Genomic DNA, 24,516 nt, shown 5'->3' with positions numbered 1-24,516 from the left:
GCTATGAAAATCATCGTTATCGGCCACGGCATGGTCGGCCACAAATTCCTGGAAAGCCTGGCCGCCAGCGGCAAGACCAACCTGCAGGTGACGGTGCTGTGCGAGGAAGTGCGCCCCGCATACGACCGCGTGCACCTGTCCGAATTCTTTTCCGGTAAAACCGCCGAAGACCTGTCGCTGGTCAAGCCGGGCTTCTTCGAGCGCGACGACATCGTCCTGCGCCTGAACACCCGCGCCACGGCCATCGATACCGCCGCCAAAACCGTCACCACCGGCGACGGCGACGTGCTCTCCTACGACAAGCTGGTGATCGCCACCGGTTCCTATCCGTTCGTGCCGCCGCTGCCGGGTAAGGAGCGCAAGGATTGCTTCGTCTACCGCACCATCGAGGATCTGGAAGCGATGATGGAATGCGGCCAGCGCTCTAAGACCGGCGTCGTCATCGGCGGCGGCCTGCTGGGCCTTGAATGCGCCAAGGCGCTGCGCGACCTGAAGCTCGACACCCACGTGGTCGAATTCTCGCCGCGCCTGATGGCGGTGCAGGTCGACGACAGCGGCGCGCGCGTGCTGCGCCGTAAGATCGAAGAACTGGGCGTGACCGTCCACACCGGAAAAAACACCACCGCCATCGTCGACGGCGTCGATGGAACCCACCGCATGGAGTTCGCCGACGGCGGCCACCTGGACGCCGACATGATCGTCTTCTCGGCCGGTATCCGCCCGCGCGACATGCTGGCGCGCGAATCCGGCCTGGCCGTCGGCCCGCGCGGCGGCATCGAAATCAATAACAACTGCGTCACCTCCAACCCGGACGTCTACGCCATCGGCGAATGCGCGCTGTGGGGCGGCTTGATCTTCGGCCTGGTGGCGCCGGGCTACGAAATGGCCCGTGTCGCTGCGAAGCACATGCTGGGCGAGGCCGGCGAATTCGCCGGTGCCGACATGAGCACGAAGCTCAAACTGATGGGCGTGGACGTGGCCAGTATCGGCGACCCGCATGGTAATACCGCCGGCAGCCGCTCCTACCAGTTCACCGACGAGCGCAAACAGGTCTACAAGAAGATCGTTGTCTCCGACTGCGGCAAATATCTGCAAGGCGCCGTGATGGTCGGCGACGCCGCCGAATATGGCACTCTGCTGCAGATGATGCTGAACAAAATCGAACTGCCGGAATCGCCGGAGTTCCTGATCCTGCCGCAGTCGGACGGCGCCGCCAAACCAGGCCTAGGCGTGGACGCGCTGCCGGAGAGCGCACAAATCTGCTCCTGCAACGACGTCTCCAAAGGCGCGCTGTGCGCGGCGGTTGCCGCCGGCGCCTGCACCGTCGGCGATCTGAAAAGCTGCACCAACGCCGGCACCTCGTGCGGCGGCTGCGTGCCGCTGGTGACGCAGGTGATGAAGGCCGAGATGAAAAAACTCGGCATGGCCGTCAACAACCACGTGTGCGAACACTTCGCCTACTCGCGCCAGGAGATGTTCCACCTGATCAAAGTCGGCCAGATCAAGTCCTTCGACGATCTGCTGCACAAGCATGGCAAGGGCCTCGGTTGCGACGTGTGCAAACCGCTTGCGGCCAGCATCCTGGCGTCGGTGTGGAATGACTTCGTGCTGAAGAAGGAACACGCCAGCCTGCAGGACACCAACGACTACTTCCTCGGTAACATCCAGAAGGACGGCACCTACTCGGTGGTGCCGCGCATGCCGGGCGGCGAAGTGACGGCCGATGGCCTGATCGCGGTCGGCATGGTCGCCAAGAAGTATCAGCTGTACACCAAGATCACCGGCGGCGCCCGCGTCGATTTGTTCGGTGCCCGCGTCGAGCAGCTGCCGCTGATCTGGGAAGAACTGATCGCGGCCGGCTTCGAATCCGGCCACGCCTACGGCAAGTCGCTGCGCACGGTCAAATCCTGCGTCGGTTCGACCTGGTGCCGTTATGGCGTCGACGATTCGATCGGCCTGGCCATCGAACTGGAAAACCGCTACAAGGGCTTGCGCACGCCGCACAAGATCAAGTTCGGCGTTTCCGGTTGCACCCGCGAGTGCGCCGAGGCGCAGGGCAAGGACGTCGGCATCATCGCCACCGAAAAGGGCTGGAACCTCTACGTTTGCGGCAACGGCGGCATGAAGCCACGCCACGCCGAGCTGCTGGCGACGGACCTGGACAAGGCCACCCTGGTTCAGTACATCGACCGCTTCCTGATGTTCTACACCCGCACCGGCGACCGCCTGCAGCGCACCAGCACCTGGCGCGAGAACCTCGAAGGCGGCCTCGATTACCTGAAGCAGGTCGTGGTGCAGGACAAGCTGGGTATCGCCGCCGACCTGGAAGCCGACATGCAGCACGTCGTCAACACCTACGCGTGCGAGTGGAAAGAAGCCGTCGAGAATCCGGAAACCCGCAAACGCTTCCGCACCTTCGTCAACAGCGAGAAGGGCGACGACAACGTCGTCTTCATGGAAGAACGCGGCCAGATTCGTCCCGCCACCGTGGAAGAACGCAAACGCGTGATTCCGATCGCCGTCAGCGCAGCTTGAGGAGAATACAAATGCATCGCGATATTCAAACTGATAACTGGATCGCCGTCTGCAACCTGGACGACATCGTGCCCAATACCGGCGTGTGCGCGCTGCTGAACAACGCGCAGATCGCGGTCTTCCACGTCAACGACGGCGGCCCGCGCGTGTTCGCCATCGATAACTACGATCCGAATTCGGAAGCCGCCGTGCTGTCGCGCGGCTTGGTGGGCAGCCTGGGCGAACGCATCGTCGTCGCCTCGCCGATCTACAAACAGCACTTCGACCTGCAAACCGGCGAATGCCTGGAAGCGCCGGCCAACTCGGTTGGCACCTATCCGGCCCGCGTCGCAGACGGCAAAGTCTGGGTCGGCCTATGAAACCCCCGGAGCGCGTGGAATCGAAGCCTGCGCTGGTCGTCATCGGCAACGGCATGGCTGGCATGCGCACGGTCGAGGAGCTGCGCAAGCTCGATCCGGACATGTACGACATCACTGTGTTCGGCGCCGAGCCGCATGGTAACTACAACCGCATCCTGCTGTCGCCGGTGCTGGCCGGCGAGAAGACGATGGACGACATCATGCTCAACACGCGTGAGTGGTACGTCCAGCATGGCATTACCTTGCATGCGGGCGATCCGGTCGAGCATATCGACCGCCGCAAGCGCATCGTGCGCGCCCGCTCCGGCCTGGAAGTACGTTACGACCGTCTGCTGATCGCCACCGGCTCCAAGCCGTTCATCATCCCGGTGCCGGGCCACCAGTTGCCGGGCGTGCTGGCCTTCCGTGATATCCAGGATGTGGAATCGATGCTGGAGGCGGCGCGCAACCACAAGCACGCGGTGGTGATCGGCGGCGGCTTGCTCGGATTGGAAGCGGCCAACGGCCTGCAGCGCCAGGGCATGTCCGTCACCGTGGTCCACGTGACCGACGCACTGATGAACCAGCAGCTCGACAAACCCGCCGCCCAGCTGCTACAGCGGGCGCTGGAAGACAAGGGCCTGACGTTCATGCTGAACGCGCAGACCGCCGAAATCGTCGGCACCGACCGCGCCACGGCCGTGCGCTTTAAGGACGGCAGCGAGATCCCGGCCGATCTGGTGGTGATGACCGCCGGCGTGCGCCCAAATATCGAACTGGCCAAGGCGGCCGGCCTGCATTGCGACCGCGCCATCATCGTCGACGACACCTTGCAAACCTACGATCCGCGCATCTACGCGGTGGGCGAGTGCGTGCAGCACCGCAGCGCCACTTTTGGTCTCGTCGCGCCGATCTGGGACCAGGCCCGCGTCTGTGGCGCCCATCTGGCCGGCGCCGGCGTGCGCCGCTACGTGCAGCAAACTTCGCCCACACGCCTGAAGGTCACCGGTGTAGACTTGTATTCGGTCGGCGATTTTGTCGGCGGCGAGGGGTCCGAAGACCTGGTGCTGCGGGATGCGCGCCGTGGCGTCTACAAGCGGCTGGTGTTGAAGAACAATCGCGTTACCGGCGCCGTGCTGTATGGCGACGTTAAGGACGGCCCCTGGTATTTCGGCCTGATCCAGAACAACACCGACATCACCTCGATCCGGCAAACCCTGTTATTCGGCGAGGCGCTCAGCGCCAGGGCCGCGTGATCCAATAGTCTAAGCGAGCGAATTTTGAACCTGTCCCAAGACCATCTGTCAGTCCGCACCACCTGCGCATATTGCGGCGTCGGTTGCGGTGTGAGCGCCACCCCCAAGGGCGACGGCACGGTCTCCATCGCCGGCGACAAGCTGCACCCGGCGAACAAGGGGCGCCTGTGCGTCAAGGGTTCCGCGTTGGGTGAGACGGTAAGCCTTGACGGCCGTATGTTGTACCCGCAGGTGCGCGGCGAGGAAGGCCTGCGCCGCGTCTCGTGGGGCGAGGCGCTGGACAAGGTCGCCGGCACCTGGCGCGCCATCATCGACGAACATGGCCCGGACGCCGTGGCCTTGTACGTCTCCGGCCAGCTGCTGACCGAGGACTATTACGTCGCCAATAAGCTGATGAAGGGTTACATCGGCAGCGCCAATATCGACACCAACTCGCGCCTGTGCATGTCGTCGGCGGTGGCGGGCTACAAGCGCGCCTTCGGCGAAGACCTGGTGCCGCTGTGCTACGACGACCTGGAGCTGGCCGACATGGTGGTGCTGGTCGGCTCCAACACCGCGTGGTGCCATCCGATCCTGTTCCAGCGCATCCTGAAGGCCAAGGAAAAGCGCCCGGAAATGAGGATCGTCGTCATCGATCCGCGCCGCACCGCGACCTGCGAGCTGGCCGACCTGCACCTGCCGGTGAAGGCGGGTGCCGACGTCTGGCTGTTCAACGGCTTGCTCAGTTATTTGAACCGCATTGGCGCGGTTGATCCGGCCTTCGTGGCCGATCACACCAACGGCTTCGACGCGGCGCTCGCCACCGCCAACGCCGACTGCAGCGATCCAGCCGTCGTGGCCAAGATCTGCCGCATCGAGCTGCCGGTGCTGATGGAGTTCTACGAACTGTTCGCGGCCACTCAGAAGACCATCACCGCCTACTCGATGGGCGTGAACCAGTCGTCGTCCGGTACCGATAAGGTCAACAGCATCATCAACTGCCATTTGATCGGTGGCCGCATCGGCCAGCCGGGCATGGGGCCTTTCTCGATCACCGGGCAGCCCAACGCCATGGGCGGACGCGAAGTGGGTGGCCTGGCCAATATGCTGGCCGCGCACATGGACCTGGACCGCGCAGACCACCGCGAGGTCGTGCAAACCTTCTGGGAGTCGCCGGCGATGGCCGACAAGCCAGGCCTGAAGGCGGTCGACCTGTTCAAGGCGATCGAGGACGGCAAGGTCAAGGCGGTGTGGGTGATTTCCACCAATCCCGTGGTCAGCATGCCGGACGCCGACCAGGTGCGGCGCGCACTGGAAAAGTGCGAGCTGGTGGTCGCCACCGACATTATGCAAAACACGGACACCAACGCCTATGCCGACGTGTTGCTGCCGGCGCTGGGCTGGGGCGAGAAAGAGGGCACGGTCACCAATTCCGAGCGCCGCATCTCGCGCCAGCGCGCCTTCCTGCCCGCTCCAGGCGAGGCGATGGCCGACTGGAAGATTTTGGCGTTGTTCGCGCAGCGCTTGGGCTTTAGCGGTTTCGATTTTGACGGTGCGGGCGCGGTGTTCGACGAGCACGCGCGCCTGAGCGGCTTCCGCAACAGCGCCGCCGACGTGCCGCGGGCCTTCGACATGTCCGGCCTGGCGCAGTTGAACAAGAACGAGTACGACGGTCTGGAACCGATCCAGTGGCCGGTGCGCCGTGGTGCCGACGGCGGCATGGAGGTGGAAGAGCGTCTGTTCGCCGACAAGCGCTTCGCCCATGCCGACGGCAAGGCGCGCTTCATCGTCACCGTCCCGCGTGCGCCGGCCAACGCCATCAGCGAGGACTTCCCGCTGGCGCTCAACACCGGCCGCGTGCGCGACCAGTGGCATACGATGACGCGCACCGGTAAATCCTTCACATTGGCCGATCACATCTCCGAATCGTTCGTCGACATCCACCCGCAGGACGCGCTGCTGCACGGCGTGCGCGAGGGCGATCTGGCGCGCGTCAGCTCCGAATGGGGCGCGATGGTGGCGCGCGTGCAGCACGGCGGCGGCATCCCGCGCGGCACGGTGTTCATTCCGATCCACTGGTCCAGCCAGACCTCGTCCGACGCCCGCGTCGGCGCGCTGGTCAACCCGGTGGTCGATCCGGTGTCGGGCGAGCCGGAATTCAAACATACGCCGGTGCGCATCGAGCAGTTCCGCGTCAACTGGCACAGTTTCATCCTGAGCCGCACGGAAGTGGATCTGGACAGCGTCGCTCACTGGACCCGCATCCAGGGCCGCGAATTCGCGCGCTACGAGCTGGCCGGCCGCAACACCATCTCCGATTTCGGCCAGTGGGCGCGTGGCGTGCTGGGTGTGCGGGATCTGGACGCCGACTGGCTCGAATACGAAGACCGCACCGCCGGCGTGTACCGCGCCGTGCACGTGGTGAACGATCGCATTGAACAGTGCATCTTCCTGTCGCCGCGCCAGGACATGCCGTCGCGCGCGTGGCTCGCCAGCCTGTTCGTCAAGGAGCAGTTGAGCGAAATCGACCGCGTCGGCCTGCTGGTCGGCATGCCGGTCGAGAAGGGCGCCGACACCGGCCCTACCGTGTGCTCGTGCTTCGGCGTGGGCCGCAACACGATCTGCAACGCGATCATCGAGAAGGACTTGCAAACGGTCGCGCAGGTGACGTCCTGCCTTAAGGCGGGCGGCAATTGCGGTTCCTGCGTCCCCGAAATCAAGAAGATTCTTGTGCAAACGCGCGTGGAGGCGGCGGAAGCAAGGTTGTAAATATGGTAAATTAGACTATCGATCGCTTGATCATGACTACAGAGAGCGAACATGTCTATCCGTGAAAACTTCTCCGACGCCGATATGGACCAGTGGCTCAACGAGAACCGAGTCACTGAAATTGAATGCCTGGTGCCCGATTTGACGGGCGTCGCGCGCGGCAAAATCCTGCCGCGTGCGAAATTCACCCAGGAGCGCGGCATGCGCATCCCCGAGGCGGTGCTGGGCATGACCGTCACCGGTAACTACCCCATTGAAAACGCGGCCTACGACCGCGCCATCTCCTCCACCGACCGCGACATGATCCTGCGCGCGGACCCCGGCAGCATCACCACGGTGCCGTGGGCGGTCGATCCCACCGCGCAGGTGATCCACGATTGCTACTTCGCCGACGGCACGCTGGTCGACTTCGCGCCGCGCTCCGTGCTGCGCCGCGTTTTAAAACTATACGCGGAGCGGGGCTGGAAGCCGGTGGTGGGGCCGGAGCTGGAGTTCTACCTGACCGAAAAGAACATCGATCCCGATCTGCCTTTGCGGGCGCCGGTGGGCCGCAGCGGCCGCGCCGAGACCAGCCGCCAGGTCTACAGCATCGACGCCGTCAACGAGTTCGATCCGCTGTTCGAGGATATCTATGACTACTGCGCGCTGATGAACCTCGACGTCGACACCCTGATCCACGAGACGGGCGCCGGCCAGATGGGCATCAACTTCCAGCACGGCGATCCGCTGGCGCTGGCCGATAACGTCTTCTACTTCAAGCGCACCTTGCGCGAGGCGGCGCTCAAGCACGACATGTACGCCACCTTCATGGCCAAGCCGATGGCCGGCGAACCCGGGTCGGCGATGCATGTGCACCAGAGCGTGAGCGACGCCGCTACCGGCCGCAATATCTTCAGCGCGCCGGATGGCTCGCCATCGGCGGACTTCCGCCACTACATCGGCGGCCTGCAGCGCTATACGCCCGCCGTGATGGCGATCATGGCGCCGTACGTCAATTCGTACCGCCGTATCGTGCGCCATACGGCCGCGCCAATCAACGTCCAGTGGGGGAACGACAACCGCACCGTCGGATTCCGCATCCCCATTTCCGGCGTCGAGCAGCGCCGCGTGGAGAACCGCATCATCGGCGCCGACGCCAATCCTTATCTGGCGATGGCGGTGACCCTGGCCTGCGGCTATCTGGGCATGGTCGACAAGCTGGAGCCAACGCCGATGATCTCCGGCAGCGCCTACGACCACGCCTCCGAGCTGCCGCAGGGATTGCCCCAGGCGCTGGAATGGCTGCGCCGCGAGGACCGCATCCGCGAGGTGCTGGGCGAGCGCTTCATCGACGTCTACACGGCCATCAAGGAGGTCGAGCACCAGGAGTTCATGACCGTCATCAGCCCGTGGGAGCGGGAACACTTATTGCTGCACGTGTAATTGGCAGCATTTATAATCACGTGTCCCAAAAATCGGGCGACCGGCGGATGGTCGTTTCAGATATATTATTAAAATCATTTATTATTTTATAACATGACCATAGAGCGAGCTGCTGAACCCTTCCTCCTGATCCGCAATCTGGTTAAGGAATTCGACGGTGTCCGCGCTGTCAACGACGTGTCGGTCGCCATCAACAAGGGCGAGATTTTCGCCTTGCTGGGCAGCTCGGGCTGCGGCAAATCGACCCTGCTGCGGATGCTGGCGGGATTCGAGACCCCGACCCAGGGTCAGATCACGCTCGCCGGCAAGGACATCGTCAGCGTGCCGCCGTACCAGCGCCCGATCAACATGATGTTCCAGTCGTACGCGCTGTTCCCGCACCTGTCGGTGTGGGACAACATCGCCTTCGGCCTGCGCCGCGATGGCCTGCCGAAGGACGAAATCGCCGCGCGCGTGGAACAGATGCTCAATCTGGTGCAACTGACCGCCTACGGCAAGCGCAAGCCGCACCAGCTGTCCGGCGGCCAGCAGCAGCGCGTGGCGCTGGCGCGCAGCCTGGCCAAGCGTCCCCAGTTGCTGCTGCTCGACGAGCCGCTCGGCGCGTTGGACAAGAAGCTGCGCGAGCGCACCCAGATGGAATTGGTCGGCATCATCGAGGAAGTGGGAGTGACCTGCGTGATGGTCACCCACGACCAGGACGAGGCGATGAGCATGGCGACCCGCATCGCCGTCATGAGCGAAGGCCGCATCCTGCAGGTCGGCCCGCCGGGCGAAATCTATGAAACGCCGAACTGCCGCTTCGTGGCGGACTTTATCGGCAGCGTCAACCTGTTCAACGGCAGCGTCACGGTCGATGAGCCGGACCACGTGATCATCGACACGCCCGAGGGCCGTCACTACGTCACCCACGGCATCACCGGGGTGATGGGCATGCCGGTCGCGGTGGCCGTGCGGCCCGAAAAGATCGCCCTGCAAACGGAGGCGCCGACCCTGGAGCAGCGCGCCAACGCCGGCGAGCATGGCTACAACTGCGTGCAGGGCGCGATCACGGCGATGGCCTACTTCGGCAACGAGACCTTGTACCACGTGCGCCTGGACAGCGGCATGGAGATCAAGGTTTCGCGCACCAACGCCGCCCGCCACGACGACGCCGCGCTCAAGCGCGACCAGCGCGTCTACGCCTGGTGGGACGGCGCCGACGTCGTCGTGCTGACCAGCTAAGGCGGAACCGTCATGAACTTCCTGAAGAATTTACTGACCTTGCGATGGCTGACCGGCCGCCGCTTCGTCATCGCCGTGCCGTTCCTGTGGCTGACGTTCGCCTTCCTGGTACCGTTCCTGATCGTCCTTCGCATCAGCTTCACCGAGTCGGACATGGGCAATCCGTTCGGCACCTTGATGACACTCGTCGACGGCATCATCACGTTCAAGGTCAAAATCTCGAACTACCTGTTCATCGCGGAGGACGAGCTGTATGTGCTGACGTATCTCAGCTCCCTCAAGTTCGCCGCCATCACCACCGCGCTATGCCTGGTCATCGGCTACCCGTTCGCCTACTTCATGGCGCGCGCCAAGCCGACCGTCCGGCCGGTGCTGCTGATGCTGGTGATGCTGCCGTTCTGGACTTCCTTCCTGCTGCGGATCTACGCGTGGAAGGGCATCCTGGCCACCAACGGCATCGTCAACAACTTCCTGATCGGGATCGGCGCCATCAGCGAGCCGCTGCACCTGATGAACACCCAGTTTTCGCTGATCATCGGCATGGTCTACGCCTATCTGCCGTTCATGATCCTGCCGCTTTACGCCAACCTGGTGAAGATGGATACCCGCTTCCTGGAGGCGGCCGCCGACCTGGGTGCGACGCCGCTGCAAGCGTTCTGGCGCATCACCGTGCCGTTGTCGAAGTCCGGCATCATCGCCGGTTCGATGCTGGTGTTCATTCCGGCCATCGGCGAATATGTGATCCCGGAACTGCTGGGCGGTCCCGAGACACTGATGATCGGCCGCCAACTGTGGGACGAATTCTTCACCAATAACGACTGGCCGCTGGCGTCTTCCGTGACGGTCGTGGTGATCCTGCTGATCCTGGTGCCGATGGCGATCTTCAATAAATACAAGGCAGAGCAGGAGGCCCGCTCATGAAAGGCAATACCACTTTTATGCAGCGCTGGTTCGGGCGCGGCTGGCTGTCGATGGGATATCTGTTCCTGTATCTGCCGATCTTCGTGCTGGTGATGTTCTCGTTTAACAGCTCGCGCCAGGACATGGTGTGGACCGGCTTCTCGCTGCAATGGTACGCGGCGCTGATGAACGACGCGGAGATCATCAGCGGCCTGGGACTGTCGCTGCGCATCGCGCTGATGACGGCTTGCGCGTCGGTGGTGTTGGGCACCTTCGCCGCCTTCGTGCTGAATCGCTATCACCGTTTCACCGGCCGCACGCTGTTCGCCGGCATGGTCAGCGCGCCGCTGGTGATGCCGGAGGTGATCATCGGCCTGTCGCTGCTGCTGATGCTGGTGTCGGTGCAGAAGGTGTTCGGCTTCCCCGAGCGCGGCATGATGACGATCTGGATCGGCCACACCTTGCTGGGCATGGCCTATGCGGCGGTGGTGGTGCAATCGCGCCTGCAGGAGATGAACAAGTCGCTGGAAGAGGCGGCGATGGACCTGGGTTGCAGGCCGTATCAGGTGTTCTTTCTGGTGACGCTGCCGAACATCAAACAAGCGCTGGGCTCCGCGTGGCTGTTGACGTTCACCTTGTCGCTCGACGATGTGGTGCTCTCGGCATTCCTGTCCGGCCCCGGATCGTCGACGATGCCGATTGTGATCTTCTCGCGTGCCCGCCTCGGATTGGACCCGCGCGTGAACGCGGTCGCCGCGCTGACCATCCTGGTGGTCACCATCGGCGTGATCGCGTCGAGCCTCTACATCGCCCGCAACGAGCGGCTGCGCCAGAAGCAGATTTCATCGGCGGCCAAAGGTTGACCCACCAATTCATTTAACTTCACCAGCGGGGGCGAACACCGAAATAGGAATATGATCATGTAATTCATGCTAAATTGATAAACATGCGCAGCCCTATCGTTCTCGTTCCCGCTTGCGTCAATCTGGTTGGCGTCCACGCCAGCCACACCGCGCATCTCAAATACGTCGCCGCCGTGGCCGACGGCGCCCGCTGCACGCCGCTGATCGTGCCGGCGCTGGGCGCGACCACCGATTTCGACGCGCTGCTCGATCTAGCCGACGGCATTATGCTGACCGGCTCCCCCTCAAATGTCGACGCTGCCCTGTATGGGCAAGCGGTGCTCGATCCCTTGCTGCCGCGCGACCCCGCGCGCGACGCCACCACGCTGCCGCTGATACGCGCCGCAATCGAGCGCGGCATTCCGCTGCTAGCGATCTGCCGCGGCTTCCAGGAGATGAATGTGGCGCTGGGCGGCACGCTGCACCAGGCGGTGCACGACGTGCCGGGCATGTCCGACCATCGCGAGCAGAAGACGCTGACGCTGGAGCAGCAGTACGCGGCGTCGCACAGCGTGACCCTGGAGGCGGGCGGCCGTTTGGCGCAAATACTCGATAGCGTATCGACGATCATGGTCAATTCGCTGCACGGGCAGGGCATCGCCAAACTTGCGCCGTCGCTTGTGGTGGAGGCCCGCGCCGACGATGGCCTGGTCGAGGCCTACAGCCTGCCGGGCGACACGGGATTCGTGCTCGCGGTACAGTGGCACCCCGAGTGGCGGTTATCAGAGAACCCCGACTCGATCAAGTTGTTCCAGGCCTTCGGTGAGGCCTGCCGCATCTACAAGCAAGGGAGGGACGCATGAAGACCTACGAACAGTGGGCGCGGCGGGTCCCTTAGTGCCCCTTTTTGCGTCATCCCACAGGACCACGGCAACGGCGGCCCGCACGCGGCCCCGCGCACGATCAAAACAACAATGAGAGAATTACATGGCAATCCGCGAGAACTTTACGTACACAGATATGGATCTGTGGCTGAACGAAAAACACGTCACCGAAATTGAATGCCTGGTGCCCGATCTGACGGGCGTGGCGCGCGGGAAGATCCTCCCGCGCGGTAAATTCACCCAGGAGCGCGGCATGCGCATCCCGGAAGCGGTGCTGGGCATGACCGTGACCGGCAATTATCCGACCGAGGACGCGGGCTACGACCGCGCCATCTCCAGCACCGACCGCGATATGATTCTGAAGGCCGATCCCACCACCATCACCATGGTGCCGTGGGCCAGCGACCCGACCGCGCAGGTGATCCACGACTGCTATTTTTCGGATGGCCGCCTGGTGGACTTCGCGCCGCGCTCCGTGCTGCGCCGGGTGCTCAAGCTGTATGAGGACAAAGGATGGAAGCCGGTGGTCGCGCCGGAGCTTGAGTTCTACCTGACCGCCAAGAACACCGATCCGGACCTGCCTTTGCGTCCTCCGATCGGGCGCAGCGGCCGCGCGGAGACCAGCCGCCAGGTCTACAGCATCGACGCCGTCAACGAGTTCGATCCGCTGTTCGAGGACATCTACGACTACTGCGAATTGATGAACCTCGACGTCGACACCCTGATTCACGAAATCGGCGCCGGCCAGATGGAGATCAATTTCCTGCACGGGGATCCATTGGGGCTGGCCGACAAGGTGTTCTTCTTCAAGCGCACCTTGCGCGAGGCGGCTCTCAAGCATGACATGTACGCGACCTTCATGGCCAAGCCGATGGCGGGCGAACCGGGTTCCGCGATGCACGTGCACCAGAGCGTGGTCGATGTCAAAACCGGCATGAACATCTTCAGCGCCGAGGACGGATCGGCCGCGCCGATCTTCAAGCAGTACATCGCAGGCCTGCAGCGCTACATGCCGTCGGCGATGGCGATCGTCGCGCCGTATGTCAATTCGTACCGCCGCCTGGTGCGCCATACGGCGGCGCCGATCAATATTCAGTGGGGCATGGACAACCGCACCGTCGGTTTCCGTGTGCCGGAGTCGGGCGTGCAGGATCGCCGCGTCGAAAACCGCATCATTGGCGCGGATGCCAATCCGTACCTGGCGCTGGCGGTCACCTTAGCCTGCGGCTATCTCGGCATGACCGAGCAGCTGGAGCCGACGCCGATGACCGTGGGCAGCGCCTACGACCTCAAAGTCGAACTGCCGCAAGGCCTGCCGGAGGCACTGCAGCATCTGCGCGCCGAGGACAAGCTGCGCAGCGTATTGGGTGGGCGCTTCATCGATGTCTACGCCGCCATCAAGGACCTGGAGCACCAGGAATTCATGACCGTCATCAGCCCGTGGGAACGCGAACACCTGCTGCTGCACGTCTGATCATCCAATTCTCCAACAAGGAATCACTATGCCTAACAACTCATTGGCACCAAGCGCCGCGCTGGTCGCATCGGTAAAAAATCCGGCCGCGCCGCAGGTGTACGACACCGCCGCGATCCAAAAGCTGGACACGGCCCACTACATGCATCCGTTCACCGACCACAAGGCGCTGGGCGAAAAGGGCGCGCGCGTGATGGTGCGCGGCGAGGGCATCTACCTGTGGGACTCGCAGGGGAAGAAGGTCCTGGACGGCATGTCCGGCCTGTGGTGCGTCAATGTCGGCTACGGCCGCACCAGCATTTCGGAAGCGGTGTACAAGCAGATGGAGACGCTGCCGTTTTATAACAGCTTCTTCAACACCACCAACGTGCCGGCGGTGCAACTGGCCGCCAAGCTGGCGAAGATATCGCCGCCGCAGTTCAACCACGTCTACTTCACCGGCTCCGGCTCGGAAGGCAACGACACCAATCTGCGCATGGTGCGCCGCTACTGGGACGTATTGGGCTACAAGGAACGCCACACCATCATCAGCCGCCACAACGCCTATCACGGCAGCACCGTGGCCGGCGCCTCGCTGGGCGGCATGGACGGCATGCACGCGCAGGGCGGTTTGCCGATTCCCGGCATCGTCCATATCGGCCAGCCGAACTACCTGGAGTCTGGGCACGGCATGACCGAGGACGAATTCGGCATCGAGGCCGCGTCGTGGCTGGAGAAGAAAATCCTGGAGGTCGGCGCCGACAAGGTCGCGGCCTTCATCGGTGAGCCTGTGCAGGGCGCCGGCGGCGTGATCATCCCGCCCGCGACGTACTGGCCCGAGATCCAGCGCATCTGCGACAAATACGGCATCCTGCTGATCGCCGACGAGGTGATCTGCGGCTTCGGGCGCCTCGGCAAGTGGTTCGCGTCGGAGCTGTTCGGCATGAAGCCCGACCTGATCACCTTCGCCAAGGGCGTCACGTCCGGTTATGTGCCGCTCGGCGGTGTGCTGGTCGGCGACCGCGTGGCCGATGTGCTGATCGGGCAGGGCGGCGAGTTCAATCACGGCTTCACCTATTCCGGCCACCCGGTCGCCTGCGCGGCCGCGCTGGAAAATATCCGCATCATCGAAGACGAGAAGCTGGTCGAGCGCGTTGCCAACGAAACCGGGCCATACTTGAAGAAGCGCTTTGCGGAACTGTCCGACCATCCGCTGGTTGGATACGCTGACAGCTGCGGCTTCGTCGCGGGCCTCAATCTGGTGCGCAGCAAGGGGGCGGTACCGCACGATAACGTGACGTTCGACGAGGCGCTGGGCGTGGGCATGGTCTGCCGTGGCTACATGTTCGACAACGGCATGATCATGCGCGCCGTCGGCGACCGCATGATCATCGCGCCGCCGCTGGTCATGACCGTGGCCCAGATCGACGAGATGGTGACGCTGATCCGCAAGTGCCTGGACCTGACCTACGCCGACATCAAGGAACGCGGCTGGGTCTAAACCTGAATTGGATTGGAGCGCAAAATGACTACAACATCGTGGCATGAGCGGGCGGCAAGCCTGCAGATGGACAACCGCGCCTTTATCGGCGGCCAGCGCGTGTGGGCGAAGAACGCGCAGCAGTTCGAAAACCTGTCGCCGATCGACGGCCGCAAGCTGGGCATGGTCGCGCGCTGCGACAGCGCCGATGTCGACGCGGCGGTCGCCAGCGCGCGCGAGGCCTTCGAGGCGCGCAGCTGGGCGGGCAAGTCGCCGGCGCAGCGCAAGCGCATCATGATCAAGTTCGCCGACCTGGTGCAAAAGTACGGCCCCGAACTGGCCCTGCTCGAAACGCTGGACATGGGCAAGCCAATCAAATACAGCCAGAGCGTGGACGTGGGCGCGACCGCCAACTGCCTGCGCTGGTACGGCGAGGCGATCGACAAGATCTACGACGAGATTGCGCCGACCGCCGAAAATAGTCTGGCGCTGATCACGCGCGAGCCGGTCGGCGTGGTCGCCGCCATCGTGCCGTGGAACTACCCGATGATCATGGCCGCGTGGAAGATCGCGCCGGCCCTCGCCGCCGGTAACAGCGTGGTGCTCAAGCCCTCGGAGAAGTCGCCGTTGACGGCGCTGCGGCTGGCCGACATCGCGCTGGAGGCGGGCATTCCGGCCGGCGTATTCAATGTGCTGCCCGGCTACGGCCACGAGGCCGGCGCCGCGCTGGCCCTGCACATGGACGTCGACTGCATCGGCTTCACTGGCTCCACCCGCGTGGGCAAGCAGATTTTGCAGATGGCAGGCCAGTCGAACCTCAAGCGCGCGTGGACCGAATTGGGCGGCAAGTCTGCCAACATCGTCTGCGCCGATTGTCCCGACCTGGATGCGGCCGTGGCCTCGGCCATCGGCTCGATCTATTTCAATCAGGGCGAGAGCTGCAACGCGCCTTCGCGCCTGTTCGTAGAGGCCTCGATCAAGGACCAATTCATCGAGAAGGCGCTGGCGATGATGCCGGACTTCCAGCCGGGCGATCCGCTCGACGAGAACACGGTGATGGGGGCGATTGTCGACGCCACGCAACTGAAGACCGTGATGGGATACATCGAAGCCGGCAAGGCGGATGGCGCCAAGCTGTTGTCGGGCGGGCGCCAGGCGCGCACCGAGACCGGCGGCTTCTTCGTCGAGCCGACCTTGTTCGACCAGGTCGACAGCGGCATGACCATTGCGCGCGAAGAGATCTTCGGGCCGGTGCTGTCGGTGCTGGCCTTTACCGATCTGAAGGAGGCTATCAGGCAGGCCAATTCGACGCCTTACGGCTTGCAGGCGGCGGTATGGACGTCCGACATGACCAAGGCGATACAAACGGCGCGCGCGCTGCGGGCCGGCACCGTGCACGTGAACCAGTACGACGGCGACGACATCACCGTGCCGTTCGGCGGCTACAAGCAGTCCGGCAATGGCCGCGACAAGTCGCTGCACGCGTTCGATAAATACACCGAACTGAAAACCACCTGGATTCAGATCGGCTAGCGAAAAGGGAGACGGCGATGAGCCAGGCAATGAAGGATTTTCTACGCGACCGCAATATCCACGAGGTGGAATGCGTGATCGCCGACATGACCGGCATCGCGCGCGGGAAAATCCTGCCCAAGGACCTGTTCCTCAGCGAAGGCGAGATGCGCCTGCCCAAGAGCGTCCTGCTTAACACCGTCAATGGCGAGCAGCCGAATAATCTGCCCTACACCGGCGCCACCGATCCGGACATGATCTGCGTACCGGATCTGGCCACCTTGCGGCAGGTGCCGTGGGCGGCGGAAAACGTCGCGCTGGTGATCCACGATTGCCAGAACTTCGACGGCACGCCGGTGGGCCTGTCGCCGCGCGCGGTGCTGCGCAAGGTCCTCAAGCTGTATGCCGACCGTGGCTGGCAGCCGGTGGTGGCGCCGGAGATGGAGTTCTATCTTGTCGCCCGCAGCAGCAATCCGCACGAGCCGCTGACGCCGCCGCTGGGCCGCAGCGGCAAGACCGAATCAGGCCGCCAATCGTATTCGATCGACGCGGTCAACGATTTCGATCCCTTCTTCCTTGAGCTTTCCACGTTCTGCAAGCAGCACCAGTTGGGTGTGGAGACGCTGATTCACGAAGCGGGCGCCGGCCAGATGGAAATCAACTTCACCCACGGTGACGCGCTGGAACTGGCCGACCGCGTGTTCCTGTTCAAGCGCGCGGTGCGCGAAACGGCGCTGCGGCACGGCATCTTCGGCACCTTCATGGCCAAGCCGATGGAGACGGAGCCGGGCAGCGCGATGCATATTCATCAAAGCATCCTCGATGCGGCGACCGGCAACAACATCTTCACTGATAAAAAAGGTGAGGCGAGTCCCCTGTTCTTCAACTATATCGCGGGCCTGGAGCGCTACACGGCGGCGGCCACCTTGCTGTTTGCGCCGCATGTCAATTCCTACCGGCGGCTGTCACGCTTCATGTCGGCGCCGACCAATGTGCATTGGGGCTATGACAACCGCACCTGCGGCTTCCGCATCCCCAACTCCACGCCGACCAATCGCCGGGTGGAGAACCGCGTGCCCGGCGTGGACGTCAATCCCTATCTGGCGATGGCCGCGACCCTGGCGTGCGGCTACCTTGGCATGGTCGATGGCCTGACGCCTTCCGAGCCGACCGAGGGCAGCGCGGAGCATGTGCACGACCAGCTGCCGCGCAATCTGGAGGATGCGATTTTGCGGCTGCGTGAATGCAAACCCCTGAGCGAGATATTGGGCGAGTTGTTCGTGCAGGCGTTCTGCGAAGTCAAGGAGCTGGAATTCGCCACCTACAGCCGCGTGATTAGTTCCTGGGAGCGCGAGCATCTGATGCTGCTGGTGTGAGGAGGGCGCGATGTACAACACCCGCGATGGAGTGAACTGGCAGCGCGCGCAGGCGCTGGCGGCGCGGGAGCGCGCCAGTTACATCTCGCGCAATCCCGAATCGGCACGGCTGGCGGGGGAGGCGGCGCGGCACCTGCTGTTCGGCGTGCCGATGCACTGGATGAACGACTGGTCGACGCCTTTCGCGCTGACGGTGGCCGAGGCTTCCGGCGCGCGCTTCCGCGATGTCGACGGCCACGAGTATGTCGATTTCTGTTTGGGCGACACCGGCGCGATGTTCGGCCATGCGCCGCCCGCCGTGGCGCAGGCGGTGGCGCGGCAGGCCACGCGTGGCTACACGGCCATGCTGCCGTCGGAGGACGCGGCGCCGGTGGCGGCCGAACTGGCGCGGCGTTTCGGGTTGCCGTACTGGCAGTTCGCGCTGTCGGCTTCGGACGCCAACCGTTTTGTGCTGCGCTGGCTGCGCGCGGCGACGGGGCGCGACAAGGTCTTGGTCTTCAATGGCTGCTATCACGGCACGGTGGACGACGTGTTCGTCGATCTGGTCGACGGCGTGCCGACGCAGCGTGACAGCCTTCTTGGGCAGGTTCACGCGCTGACGGATCACACCGTGGTCGTCGAGTTCAACGACCTGCCGGCGCTGGAAGCGGCGCTGGCGCCGGGCGATGTCGCCTGCGTGATGGCCGAGCCGGTGATGACCAATATCGGCATGGTGCTGCCGGAGCCTGGATATTGGGAAGCGGCGCAGCGCATCATCCAGCGTCACGGCACGCTGCTGGTGATCGACGAGACGCACACCATCAGCAGCGGCCCCGGAGGTTATGCGCAGGCCCACGGCATGCGGCCGGACGCGCTGGTGATCGGCAAACCCGTCGGCGGTGGAATCCCCTGCGCGGTGTATGGTTTTACCGAAGTGCTGGCGCGCAGGGTCGAGCAGGCCAAGCGCGGCGCGCCGCCAGGCCACTCGGGCGTCGGCACCACGTTGAGCGCCAACATGTTTGCGATGGCCGCGATGCGCGCCAATCTCGAACAGGTGATGACCGACGCGGCCTACCGGCACATGTTCGCGCTGGCGGCGACGCTGGCGCAAGGGCTGCGCGACGTCATCGCCCGCCACCAGCTGGCATGGTGCGTGACGCGGGTCGGCGCCCGCACGGAATTCCAGTTCGCGCCCACAGCGCCGCGCAACGGCGGCGAGGCGCAGAAGATCCTCGACGGCGAGCTGGAACAGATCATCCATTTGTACCTGCTCAATCGCGGCCTGTTGATCACTCCTTTCCACAACATGCTGCTGGTCTGCCCCGACACCACCGGGGCCGATGTCGCCCGTTTGCTATCCGTTTTCGACGATTGCCTGCGCGAGCTGGGTTAACCAAGCCACCGCTGAAACAATCGCGATACAAATTGACCCGCTATCGGGCTAATTGATGAGCCCGCTATGTGCTCCACCGAACCGATGCGACGGTCCGGCAGGTCTACCCTCGTCAGAGCGCGGGGCCTGCATTCGACATGCCCGCGCACTTTGACAGTGCGAGGATATGATATGAAAATCGGCATGGTAGGTCTGGGGCGCATGGGCGCCAACATGGTCTGGCGGCTCGCCAGGGACGGTCACCAGTGCGTCGCCTATGCGCGGCACGCGGAGACGGTGAAATCGGTACTGCGCGAAGGCGTCACCGGCGCTTCCTCGCTGGAGGATCTGGTCTCGCAGCTGGAGACGCCGCGCGTGCTATGGCTAATGGTGCCGGCGGCATCGGTCGACGCCACGCTCGACACGCTCAAGCCACTGCTGGAAGCGGGCGACATCGTCATCGACGGCGGCAATTCGCATTACCACGACGATATCCGGCGCGGCGCGCAGCTCAAGGAGCTCGGGCTGCACTACGTCGACGTCGGCACCAGCGGCGGCACGCATGGCCTGGAGCGCGGCTACTGCCTGATGATCGGTGGCGAGAAGGAGATCGTCGGCCATCTCGAGCCGCTGTTCGTGTCGCTGTCGCCGGGCCACGCGGCGGCCACGCCGACACCTGGCCGCGACAAGCCCAATAGCAGTGCCGAACAGGGCTATCTGCATTGCGGGCCGAATGGCGCCGGGCACTTCGTCAAGATGGTCCACAACGGCATCGAGTACGGCATCATGGGCGCCTACGCCGAGGGCCTGAACATCCTGCGCAACGCCAACATCGGCAAACTCGAACACGAGGTCGACGCCGAGACCACGCCGCTGCGCAACCCCGAACATTACCAGTACGACCTCGATCTGGGCGAGATCACGGAAGTATGGCGGCGCGGCAGCGTGATCAGCTCATGGCTGCTGGATTTGACCGCCGACGCGCTGCTCAAGGATCCGCATCTGGACCAATTCGCCGGCCGCGTCTCCGATTCCGGCGAGGGCCGCTGGACCATCAACGCCGCCATCGACGAGGGCGTGCCGGTGCCGATCCTGAGTTCCGCGCTGTTCGAGCGATTCAGCTCGCGCGGCAACGGCGAATTCTCCGGCAAGGTGCTGTCCGCGATGCGCGCCGGCTTCGGCGGCCACGCCGAGAAACCGGCCAAGCCATGATGGACGATATCGTCTTTTTGGTCGACTGCGACAACACGCTCATGGACAACGACGCGGTACAGCGCGACCTGCGCGACCATCTGGAACGCGAGTTCGGCATCGAGGCGCGCGACCGCTACTGGGCGATCTTCGAGGAGCTGCGCTCGGAGCTGGGCTATGTCGACTATCTGGGCGCGCTGCAGCGCTACCGCGTCGAATCGCTCAACGAACCGCGGCTGCTGCTGATGGCCGGCTGGCTGATGAACTATCGCTTCGCCGACCGCCTGTATCCGCAGGCGCTGGAGGTCATCAAGCACCTGGGCCAGTGGGGCAAGGTGGTGATCCTGTCTGACGGCGACGTGGTCTTCCAGCCGCGCAAAGTGGAGTATTCCGGGCTGTGGGACGCCGTCGACGGCCGCGTGCTGATCTACATCCACAAGGAGACGATGCTGTGCGAGGTCGAGAAAGCCTACCCGGCGCGCCACTATGTAATGGTCGATGACAAGGTGAGGATACTGGCGGCGATGAAGTCCGGCTGGGGCGACCGGCTGACCACAGTGTTCCCGCGCCAGGGGCACTACGCCACCGCGCCCGATGTCGCCAGCTTCACCACCCCGGACCTGACCGTCGAACGTATCGGCGATCTTTTGCAGCACCAGTTGCCGGCGTTCGCCGGCCGTGAAAAGGAGAGCACACCATGAACCCTGCATTGCGTCTGTATGAGCTCGGGCAAAGCCTGTGGCTGGACAATATCACGCGCGGGTTGCTCACCAGCGGTACGCTGGAGAAGTATATCCACGAGTACGACCTGAAAGGATTGACGTCGAATCCGAGCATTTTCGAGGCGGCCATCCACGGCGCCGACTTCTACGACAAGGCGATCGCGCAACGCAGCGCCGCCGGCGAATCGGGCGAGGCGCTGTTCCTCGAGCTGGCGCTGGAGGATCTGCGCGCCGCCGCCGATCTGTTCCTGCCGATGTACGAAGAGTCGGAAGGACATGACGGCTGGGTGTCGATGGAGGTTTCGCCGCTATTGGTGCACGATGCCGAAGGCACCCTGCGCGAAGCGAAGACGCTGCACAAGCGCCTGGACCGTCCCAACGCGTTCATCAAGATCCCCGGCACGCCGGAAGGGGTGAAGGCGATCGAGGAGGCGATCTTCGCCGGAATTCCGGTCAATGTGACCTTGCTGTTCTCGCGGGAGCAGTATTTGGCGGCGGCCGAGGCGTATATTCGCGGCGTCGAGCGCCGGCTTGAAAAGGGGCTCGATCCGAAGGTGGCTTCGGTGGCGTCTGTGTTTGTCAGCAGATGGGATTCCGCTGTGAAGGACGAGGGGCCGGAGGGCTCGAATAACACGCTGGGGATCGCCATGGCGCGCCGCACCTATGTGGCGTATCGCGAGTTGCTGGCGTCGCAGCGATGGAAGCTGTTGGCGGAGCGGGGTGCGTTGGCCCAGCGGCTGCTGTGGGCTAGTACCGGGACCAAGGACCCGGAGGCGTCGGATGTGCTGTACGTGACGTCGCTGACGGCGCCGAATACGATCAACACGGTGCCGGAGAAGACCTTGCTGGCCTTTGCCGATCATGGCATCGTCAATGGCAGCATGCCGCCGGAGGGTGGCGATGCGGAGAAGGTGATTGCGAAGTTCGCCGATGCCGGCATTGATGGCGATGAGTTGGCGGAACGCTTGCAGCGAGAAGGCGCGGAGGCGTTCAGCAAGTCGTGGGCGAAGCTGTTAGAGGTGATCGCGGAGAAGAGCGGTCGGTAACTCCTATGTTGTGGAACCCGGCGCCGGTCGATTGAGCCGGCCGCCAACCCGCACAGGGCGGGGTCGTACCCCGTACGGGGTACGACCCCAATTCGCCGCAGTGCGGGTTGAACGATTCCGTCAGCCCAGCACCTGCCGCGCCATCAGCAGCACATTCTCGACCCCGAACCCATACTCCCTCAGCAGCCTGTCACCCGGCGCCGACGCGCCATAACCCTCGATCGACAGCACCTTTCCGCGCGGCCCCACGTAGCGATGCCAGCCCTGCGCCACGCCGGCCTCGATCGCCAGCCGCGCATCGAGCTCCGGCGGCAGCACCTCGTCGCGATACGCCTGCGGCTGGTCCTCGAACAACTCCCAGCTCGGCATCGATACCACGCGCGCGCACACGCCGTCCTCGAGCAACCGCGCCTGCGCCCGCAACGCCAGATCCACTTCGGATCCTGTCGCGATCAACACCAGTTCCGGCTTGCCGCCGGCCGCCTCGCTGACCACATACGCGCCGCGCCGCAAGCCCTCCGCCGCCGCATGCCGCTCGCGGTCCAGGGTCGGCACATGCTGGCGCGTGAGCACCAGCGCCACCGGCCTGCCGGCCGATTCCACCGCCACCTTCCACGCCGCGGCCGTCTCGTTGGCGTCGGCCGGCCGTATCACCACCAGCCCCGGTATCGCCCGCAGGCTGGCCAGATGCTCGATCGGCTGGTGCGTGGCGCCGTCCTCGCCCAGCGCGATGCTGTCATGCGTGAACACGTACACCACCTGCAATCCCATCATCGCCGACAACCGTATCGCCGGCCGCATATAGTCCGAGAACACGAAGAAGGTGGCGTTGAACGGCAGCGCGCCGCCATGCGCGGCGATGCCGTTGCTGATGGCCGCCATCGCGTGTTCGCGCACGCCGAAGTGCAGGTTGCGTCCGCGCCGGCTCCAGCCGCCGCCGTTCGATCCCTGACGGTCGCCGGTGCTCTCGTCCATGCCGTCCGGCTGGAAGTCGCCGAAGCCGGCGAGCGCGGTGAAGGTTGACGGATCGAGGTCGGCCGAGCCGCCGATCAGCGCCGGCAGCCTGGCCGCGATGGCGTTGGCCACCTTGCCGGCGGCGGTGCGCGTGGCCACGCCCTTGGCGTCGGCCGGGAACACCGGTATGTCGGCGTCCCAGCCTGCCGGCAGCGCGCCGGCGCCTGCGCCGCCTTGCATCAGCTGTTTGAGTTCGCGCGCCTCGTCGGGGAAGGCGCGCTCGTAGGCGGCCAGACGGTCCATCCATTCGGCCTGGTGGCGCGCGCCATGCGCGCCGCCGTTGGTGAAGGGACTGGCCGCGCCGTCGGGAATCAAAAACGGCGGCTGCTCCGGCCAGCCCAGCGCGCGCTTGGTCAACGCCACTTCGTCGGCGCCCAGCGGCGAGCCGTGGGCGTCGATCTTGTCTTGCTTGTTGGGCGAGCCGAATCCCAGATTGCTGCGCACCAGGATCAGGGACGGCTTGTGCACCTCGGCGCGGGCGGTGGCCAGTGCCTGCTCGATCGCCTCGATATTGTTGGCGTCGTCCACCGTCTGGATATGCCAGCCATAGGCGGCGAAGCGCGCGGCGCGGTCTTCGCTGAAGGTCATATCGCTGCCGGCCGACAGCGTGACCTGGTTGTCGTCGTACAGGTAGATCAATTTTCCCAGTTTGAGATGGCCGGCCAGCGAGGCCGCCTCCGAGGCCACGCCTTCCATCAAGTCGCCGTCGCTGACGATGCCGTAGGTGTGGTGGTCGATGACGTTGTGGCCTTCGCGGTTGTAGCGCGCGGCCAGGCTGGCCTCGGCGATGGCCATGCCGACGCCGTTGGCGAAGCCCTGGCCCAGCGGGCCGGTGGTGATCTCCACGCCGGGCGTGTGGCCGCGCTCCGGGTGGCCGGGCGTGCGGCTGTCCCACTGGCGGAACTGGCGCAGGTCTTCCAGCGACAGGTCGTAGCCGCTCAGGTGCAGCAGGCCATAGAGCAGGGCCGAGCCGTGGCCGGCCGACAGCACGAAGCGATCACGGTCGAACCAGTGCGGATCGGCGGGGTGGTGTTTCAGGAAGCGCGTCCACAGCACGTAGGCCATGGGGGCGGCGCCGAGCGGCAGGCCGGGGTGGCCGCTGTTGGCTTGCTGGACCATGTCGACGGCCAGGAAGCGCAGCGTGTTGACGCTGAGCTGATCGGTGTTGTTCATGCATGACTCCTCGTAGCGGATTACAAAGGAGGCCGACGCCGGAATGGGGCGG

The 24,516-nt window shown here is 64.4% G+C and carries 18 protein-coding genes; 17 read left to right on the top strand and 1 reads right to left on the bottom strand.

Annotation, left to right across the window (positions count from 1 at the left end; translation table 11 throughout):
* Window positions 1-3 precede the first annotated feature (3 nt).
* The 17 genes from nirB to tal all read left to right on the top strand — a co-directional run bounded on the left by nirB (window position 4) and on the right by tal (window position 22,277).
* Window positions 4-2,535 (top strand): nitrite reductase large subunit NirB, encoded by a 2,532-nt coding sequence (gene nirB, locus NHH73_28715; GenBank protein USX26489.1) that lies wholly within the window; start codon window positions 4-6, stop codon window positions 2,533-2,535.
* Window positions 2,536-2,546: 11 nt separating this feature from the next.
* Window positions 2,547-2,894, top strand: a complete 348-nt coding sequence (gene nirD, locus NHH73_28710) for a nitrite reductase small subunit NirD (protein ID USX26488.1) — start codon at window positions 2,547-2,549, stop codon at window positions 2,892-2,894.
* The gene (locus NHH73_28705; GenBank protein USX26487.1) at window positions 2,891-4,129 is read left to right on the top strand and encodes an FAD-dependent oxidoreductase; all 1,239 of its coding nucleotides are present in this window, start codon (window positions 2,891-2,893) and stop codon (window positions 4,127-4,129) included. Before nirD ends, NHH73_28705 begins: the two co-directional genes overlap by 4 nt.
* 24 nt (window positions 4,130-4,153) lie before the next feature.
* Window positions 4,154-6,877, top strand: a complete 2,724-nt coding sequence (locus NHH73_28700) for a molybdopterin-dependent oxidoreductase (protein ID USX26486.1) — start codon at window positions 4,154-4,156, stop codon at window positions 6,875-6,877.
* A gap of 51 nt (window positions 6,878-6,928) precedes the next feature.
* A complete protein-coding gene (locus tag NHH73_28695) occupies window positions 6,929-8,299 on the top strand; it encodes a glutamine synthetase family protein (GenBank protein USX26485.1) in 1,371 nt (456 codons plus the stop codon).
* A gap of 93 nt (window positions 8,300-8,392) precedes the next feature.
* Complete coding sequence (potA, locus tag NHH73_28690; protein ID USX26484.1) at window positions 8,393-9,520, top strand: polyamine ABC transporter ATP-binding protein; 1,128 nt, start codon at window positions 8,393-8,395, stop codon at window positions 9,518-9,520.
* Between the two features lie 12 nt (window positions 9,521-9,532).
* Window positions 9,533-10,441, top strand: coding sequence for an ABC transporter permease subunit (locus NHH73_28685; protein USX26483.1), 909 nt, complete (start codon window positions 9,533-9,535; stop codon window positions 10,439-10,441).
* Entirely contained in the window at window positions 10,438-11,283 is an 846-nt protein-coding gene (locus NHH73_28680; protein USX26482.1) for an ABC transporter permease subunit, read from the top strand. Before NHH73_28685 ends, NHH73_28680 begins: the two co-directional genes overlap by 4 nt.
* An 83-nt stretch (window positions 11,284-11,366) precedes the next feature.
* Window positions 11,367-12,125, top strand: coding sequence for a gamma-glutamyl-gamma-aminobutyrate hydrolase family protein (locus NHH73_28675; GenBank protein ID USX26481.1), 759 nt, complete (start codon window positions 11,367-11,369; stop codon window positions 12,123-12,125).
* A gap of 124 nt (window positions 12,126-12,249) precedes the next feature.
* Window positions 12,250-13,620 (top strand): glutamine synthetase family protein, encoded by a 1,371-nt coding sequence (locus tag NHH73_28670; protein USX26480.1) that lies wholly within the window; start codon window positions 12,250-12,252, stop codon window positions 13,618-13,620.
* Window positions 13,621-13,762: 142 nt separating this feature from the next.
* On the top strand, window positions 13,763-15,100 hold the full coding sequence (locus NHH73_28665) for an aspartate aminotransferase family protein (GenBank protein ID USX29742.1): 1,338 nt from the start codon (window positions 13,763-13,765) through the stop codon (window positions 15,098-15,100).
* Between the two features lie 24 nt (window positions 15,101-15,124).
* Window positions 15,125-16,612 (top strand): aldehyde dehydrogenase, encoded by a 1,488-nt coding sequence (locus NHH73_28660; GenBank protein USX26479.1) that lies wholly within the window; start codon window positions 15,125-15,127, stop codon window positions 16,610-16,612.
* A 17-nt stretch (window positions 16,613-16,629) separates the two neighbouring features.
* Window positions 16,630-17,967 (top strand): glutamine synthetase family protein, encoded by a 1,338-nt coding sequence (locus NHH73_28655; protein ID USX26478.1) that lies wholly within the window; start codon window positions 16,630-16,632, stop codon window positions 17,965-17,967.
* Between the two features lie 10 nt (window positions 17,968-17,977).
* Window positions 17,978-19,339, top strand: a complete 1,362-nt coding sequence (locus NHH73_28650; GenBank protein ID USX26477.1) for an aspartate aminotransferase family protein — start codon at window positions 17,978-17,980, stop codon at window positions 19,337-19,339.
* A gap of 171 nt (window positions 19,340-19,510) precedes the next feature.
* On the top strand, window positions 19,511-20,530 hold the full coding sequence (gene gnd / locus NHH73_28645) for a decarboxylating 6-phosphogluconate dehydrogenase (protein USX26476.1): 1,020 nt from the start codon (window positions 19,511-19,513) through the stop codon (window positions 20,528-20,530).
* Window positions 20,527-21,210, top strand: a complete 684-nt coding sequence (locus NHH73_28640) for an HAD family hydrolase (GenBank protein ID USX26475.1) — start codon at window positions 20,527-20,529, stop codon at window positions 21,208-21,210. Before gnd ends, NHH73_28640 begins: the two co-directional genes overlap by 4 nt.
* Window positions 21,207-22,277 carry a transaldolase gene (gene tal, locus NHH73_28635; GenBank protein USX26474.1) on the top strand — a complete coding sequence of 357 codons (1,071 nt, stop codon included), beginning with the start codon at window positions 21,207-21,209 and terminating at the stop codon, window positions 22,275-22,277. The genes NHH73_28640 and tal overlap by 4 nt, the downstream gene beginning before the upstream one ends.
* Window positions 22,278-22,397: 120 nt before the next feature.
* On the opposite strand, the gene tkt is transcribed toward tal, so the two are convergent.
* Window positions 22,398-24,464, bottom strand: coding sequence for a transketolase (gene tkt / locus NHH73_28630; GenBank protein USX26473.1), 2,067 nt, complete (start codon window positions 24,462-24,464; stop codon window positions 22,398-22,400).
* Between the last annotated feature and the right edge of the window lie 52 nt (window positions 24,465-24,516).

The organism is Oxalobacteraceae bacterium OTU3CINTB1 (assembly GCA_024123955.1).
In the GTDB taxonomy this organism is placed as follows: Bacteria; Pseudomonadota; Gammaproteobacteria; order Burkholderiales; family Burkholderiaceae_D; genus Rugamonas.
The sequence above is the reverse complement of the archived record's forward strand: the minus strand, read 5'-3'. Positions and strand labels throughout refer to the sequence as shown.

Excerpts from the sequence above, each read along its gene's own strand:
- NHH73_28670 (USX26480.1), top strand. The coding sequence starts at position 12,250 with ATGGCAATCCGCGAGAACTTTACGTACACAGATATGGATCTGTGGCTG.
- NHH73_28655 (USX26478.1), top strand. The coding sequence starts at position 16,630 with ATGAGCCAGGCAATGAAGGATTTTCTACGCGACCGCAATATCCACGAG.
- NHH73_28675 (USX26481.1), top strand. The coding sequence starts at position 11,367 with ATGCGCAGCCCTATCGTTCTCGTTCCCGCTTGCGTCAATCTGGTTGGC.
- NHH73_28640 (USX26475.1), top strand. The coding sequence starts at position 20,527 with ATGATGGACGATATCGTCTTTTTGGTCGACTGCGACAACACGCTCATG.
- NHH73_28705 (USX26487.1), top strand. The coding sequence starts at position 2,891 with ATGAAACCCCCGGAGCGCGTGGAATCGAAGCCTGCGCTGGTCGTCATC.
- NHH73_28665 (USX29742.1), top strand. The coding sequence starts at position 13,763 with ATGCATCCGTTCACCGACCACAAGGCGCTGGGCGAAAAGGGCGCGCGC.
- potA (USX26484.1), top strand. The coding sequence starts at position 8,393 with ATGACCATAGAGCGAGCTGCTGAACCCTTCCTCCTGATCCGCAATCTG.
- tkt (USX26473.1), bottom strand. The coding sequence starts at position 24,464 with ATGAACAACACCGATCAGCTCAGCGTCAACACGCTGCGCTTCCTGGCC.
- nirD (USX26488.1), top strand. The coding sequence starts at position 2,547 with ATGCATCGCGATATTCAAACTGATAACTGGATCGCCGTCTGCAACCTG.
- gnd (USX26476.1), top strand. The coding sequence starts at position 19,511 with ATGAAAATCGGCATGGTAGGTCTGGGGCGCATGGGCGCCAACATGGTC.
- NHH73_28695 (USX26485.1), top strand. The coding sequence starts at position 6,929 with ATGTCTATCCGTGAAAACTTCTCCGACGCCGATATGGACCAGTGGCTC.
- NHH73_28650 (USX26477.1), top strand. The coding sequence starts at position 17,978 with ATGTACAACACCCGCGATGGAGTGAACTGGCAGCGCGCGCAGGCGCTG.
- NHH73_28685 (USX26483.1), top strand. The coding sequence starts at position 9,533 with ATGAACTTCCTGAAGAATTTACTGACCTTGCGATGGCTGACCGGCCGC.
- nirB (USX26489.1), top strand. The coding sequence starts at position 4 with ATGAAAATCATCGTTATCGGCCACGGCATGGTCGGCCACAAATTCCTG.
- tal (USX26474.1), top strand. The coding sequence starts at position 21,207 with ATGAACCCTGCATTGCGTCTGTATGAGCTCGGGCAAAGCCTGTGGCTG.
- NHH73_28660 (USX26479.1), top strand. The coding sequence starts at position 15,125 with ATGACTACAACATCGTGGCATGAGCGGGCGGCAAGCCTGCAGATGGAC.
- NHH73_28680 (USX26482.1), top strand. The coding sequence starts at position 10,438 with ATGAAAGGCAATACCACTTTTATGCAGCGCTGGTTCGGGCGCGGCTGG.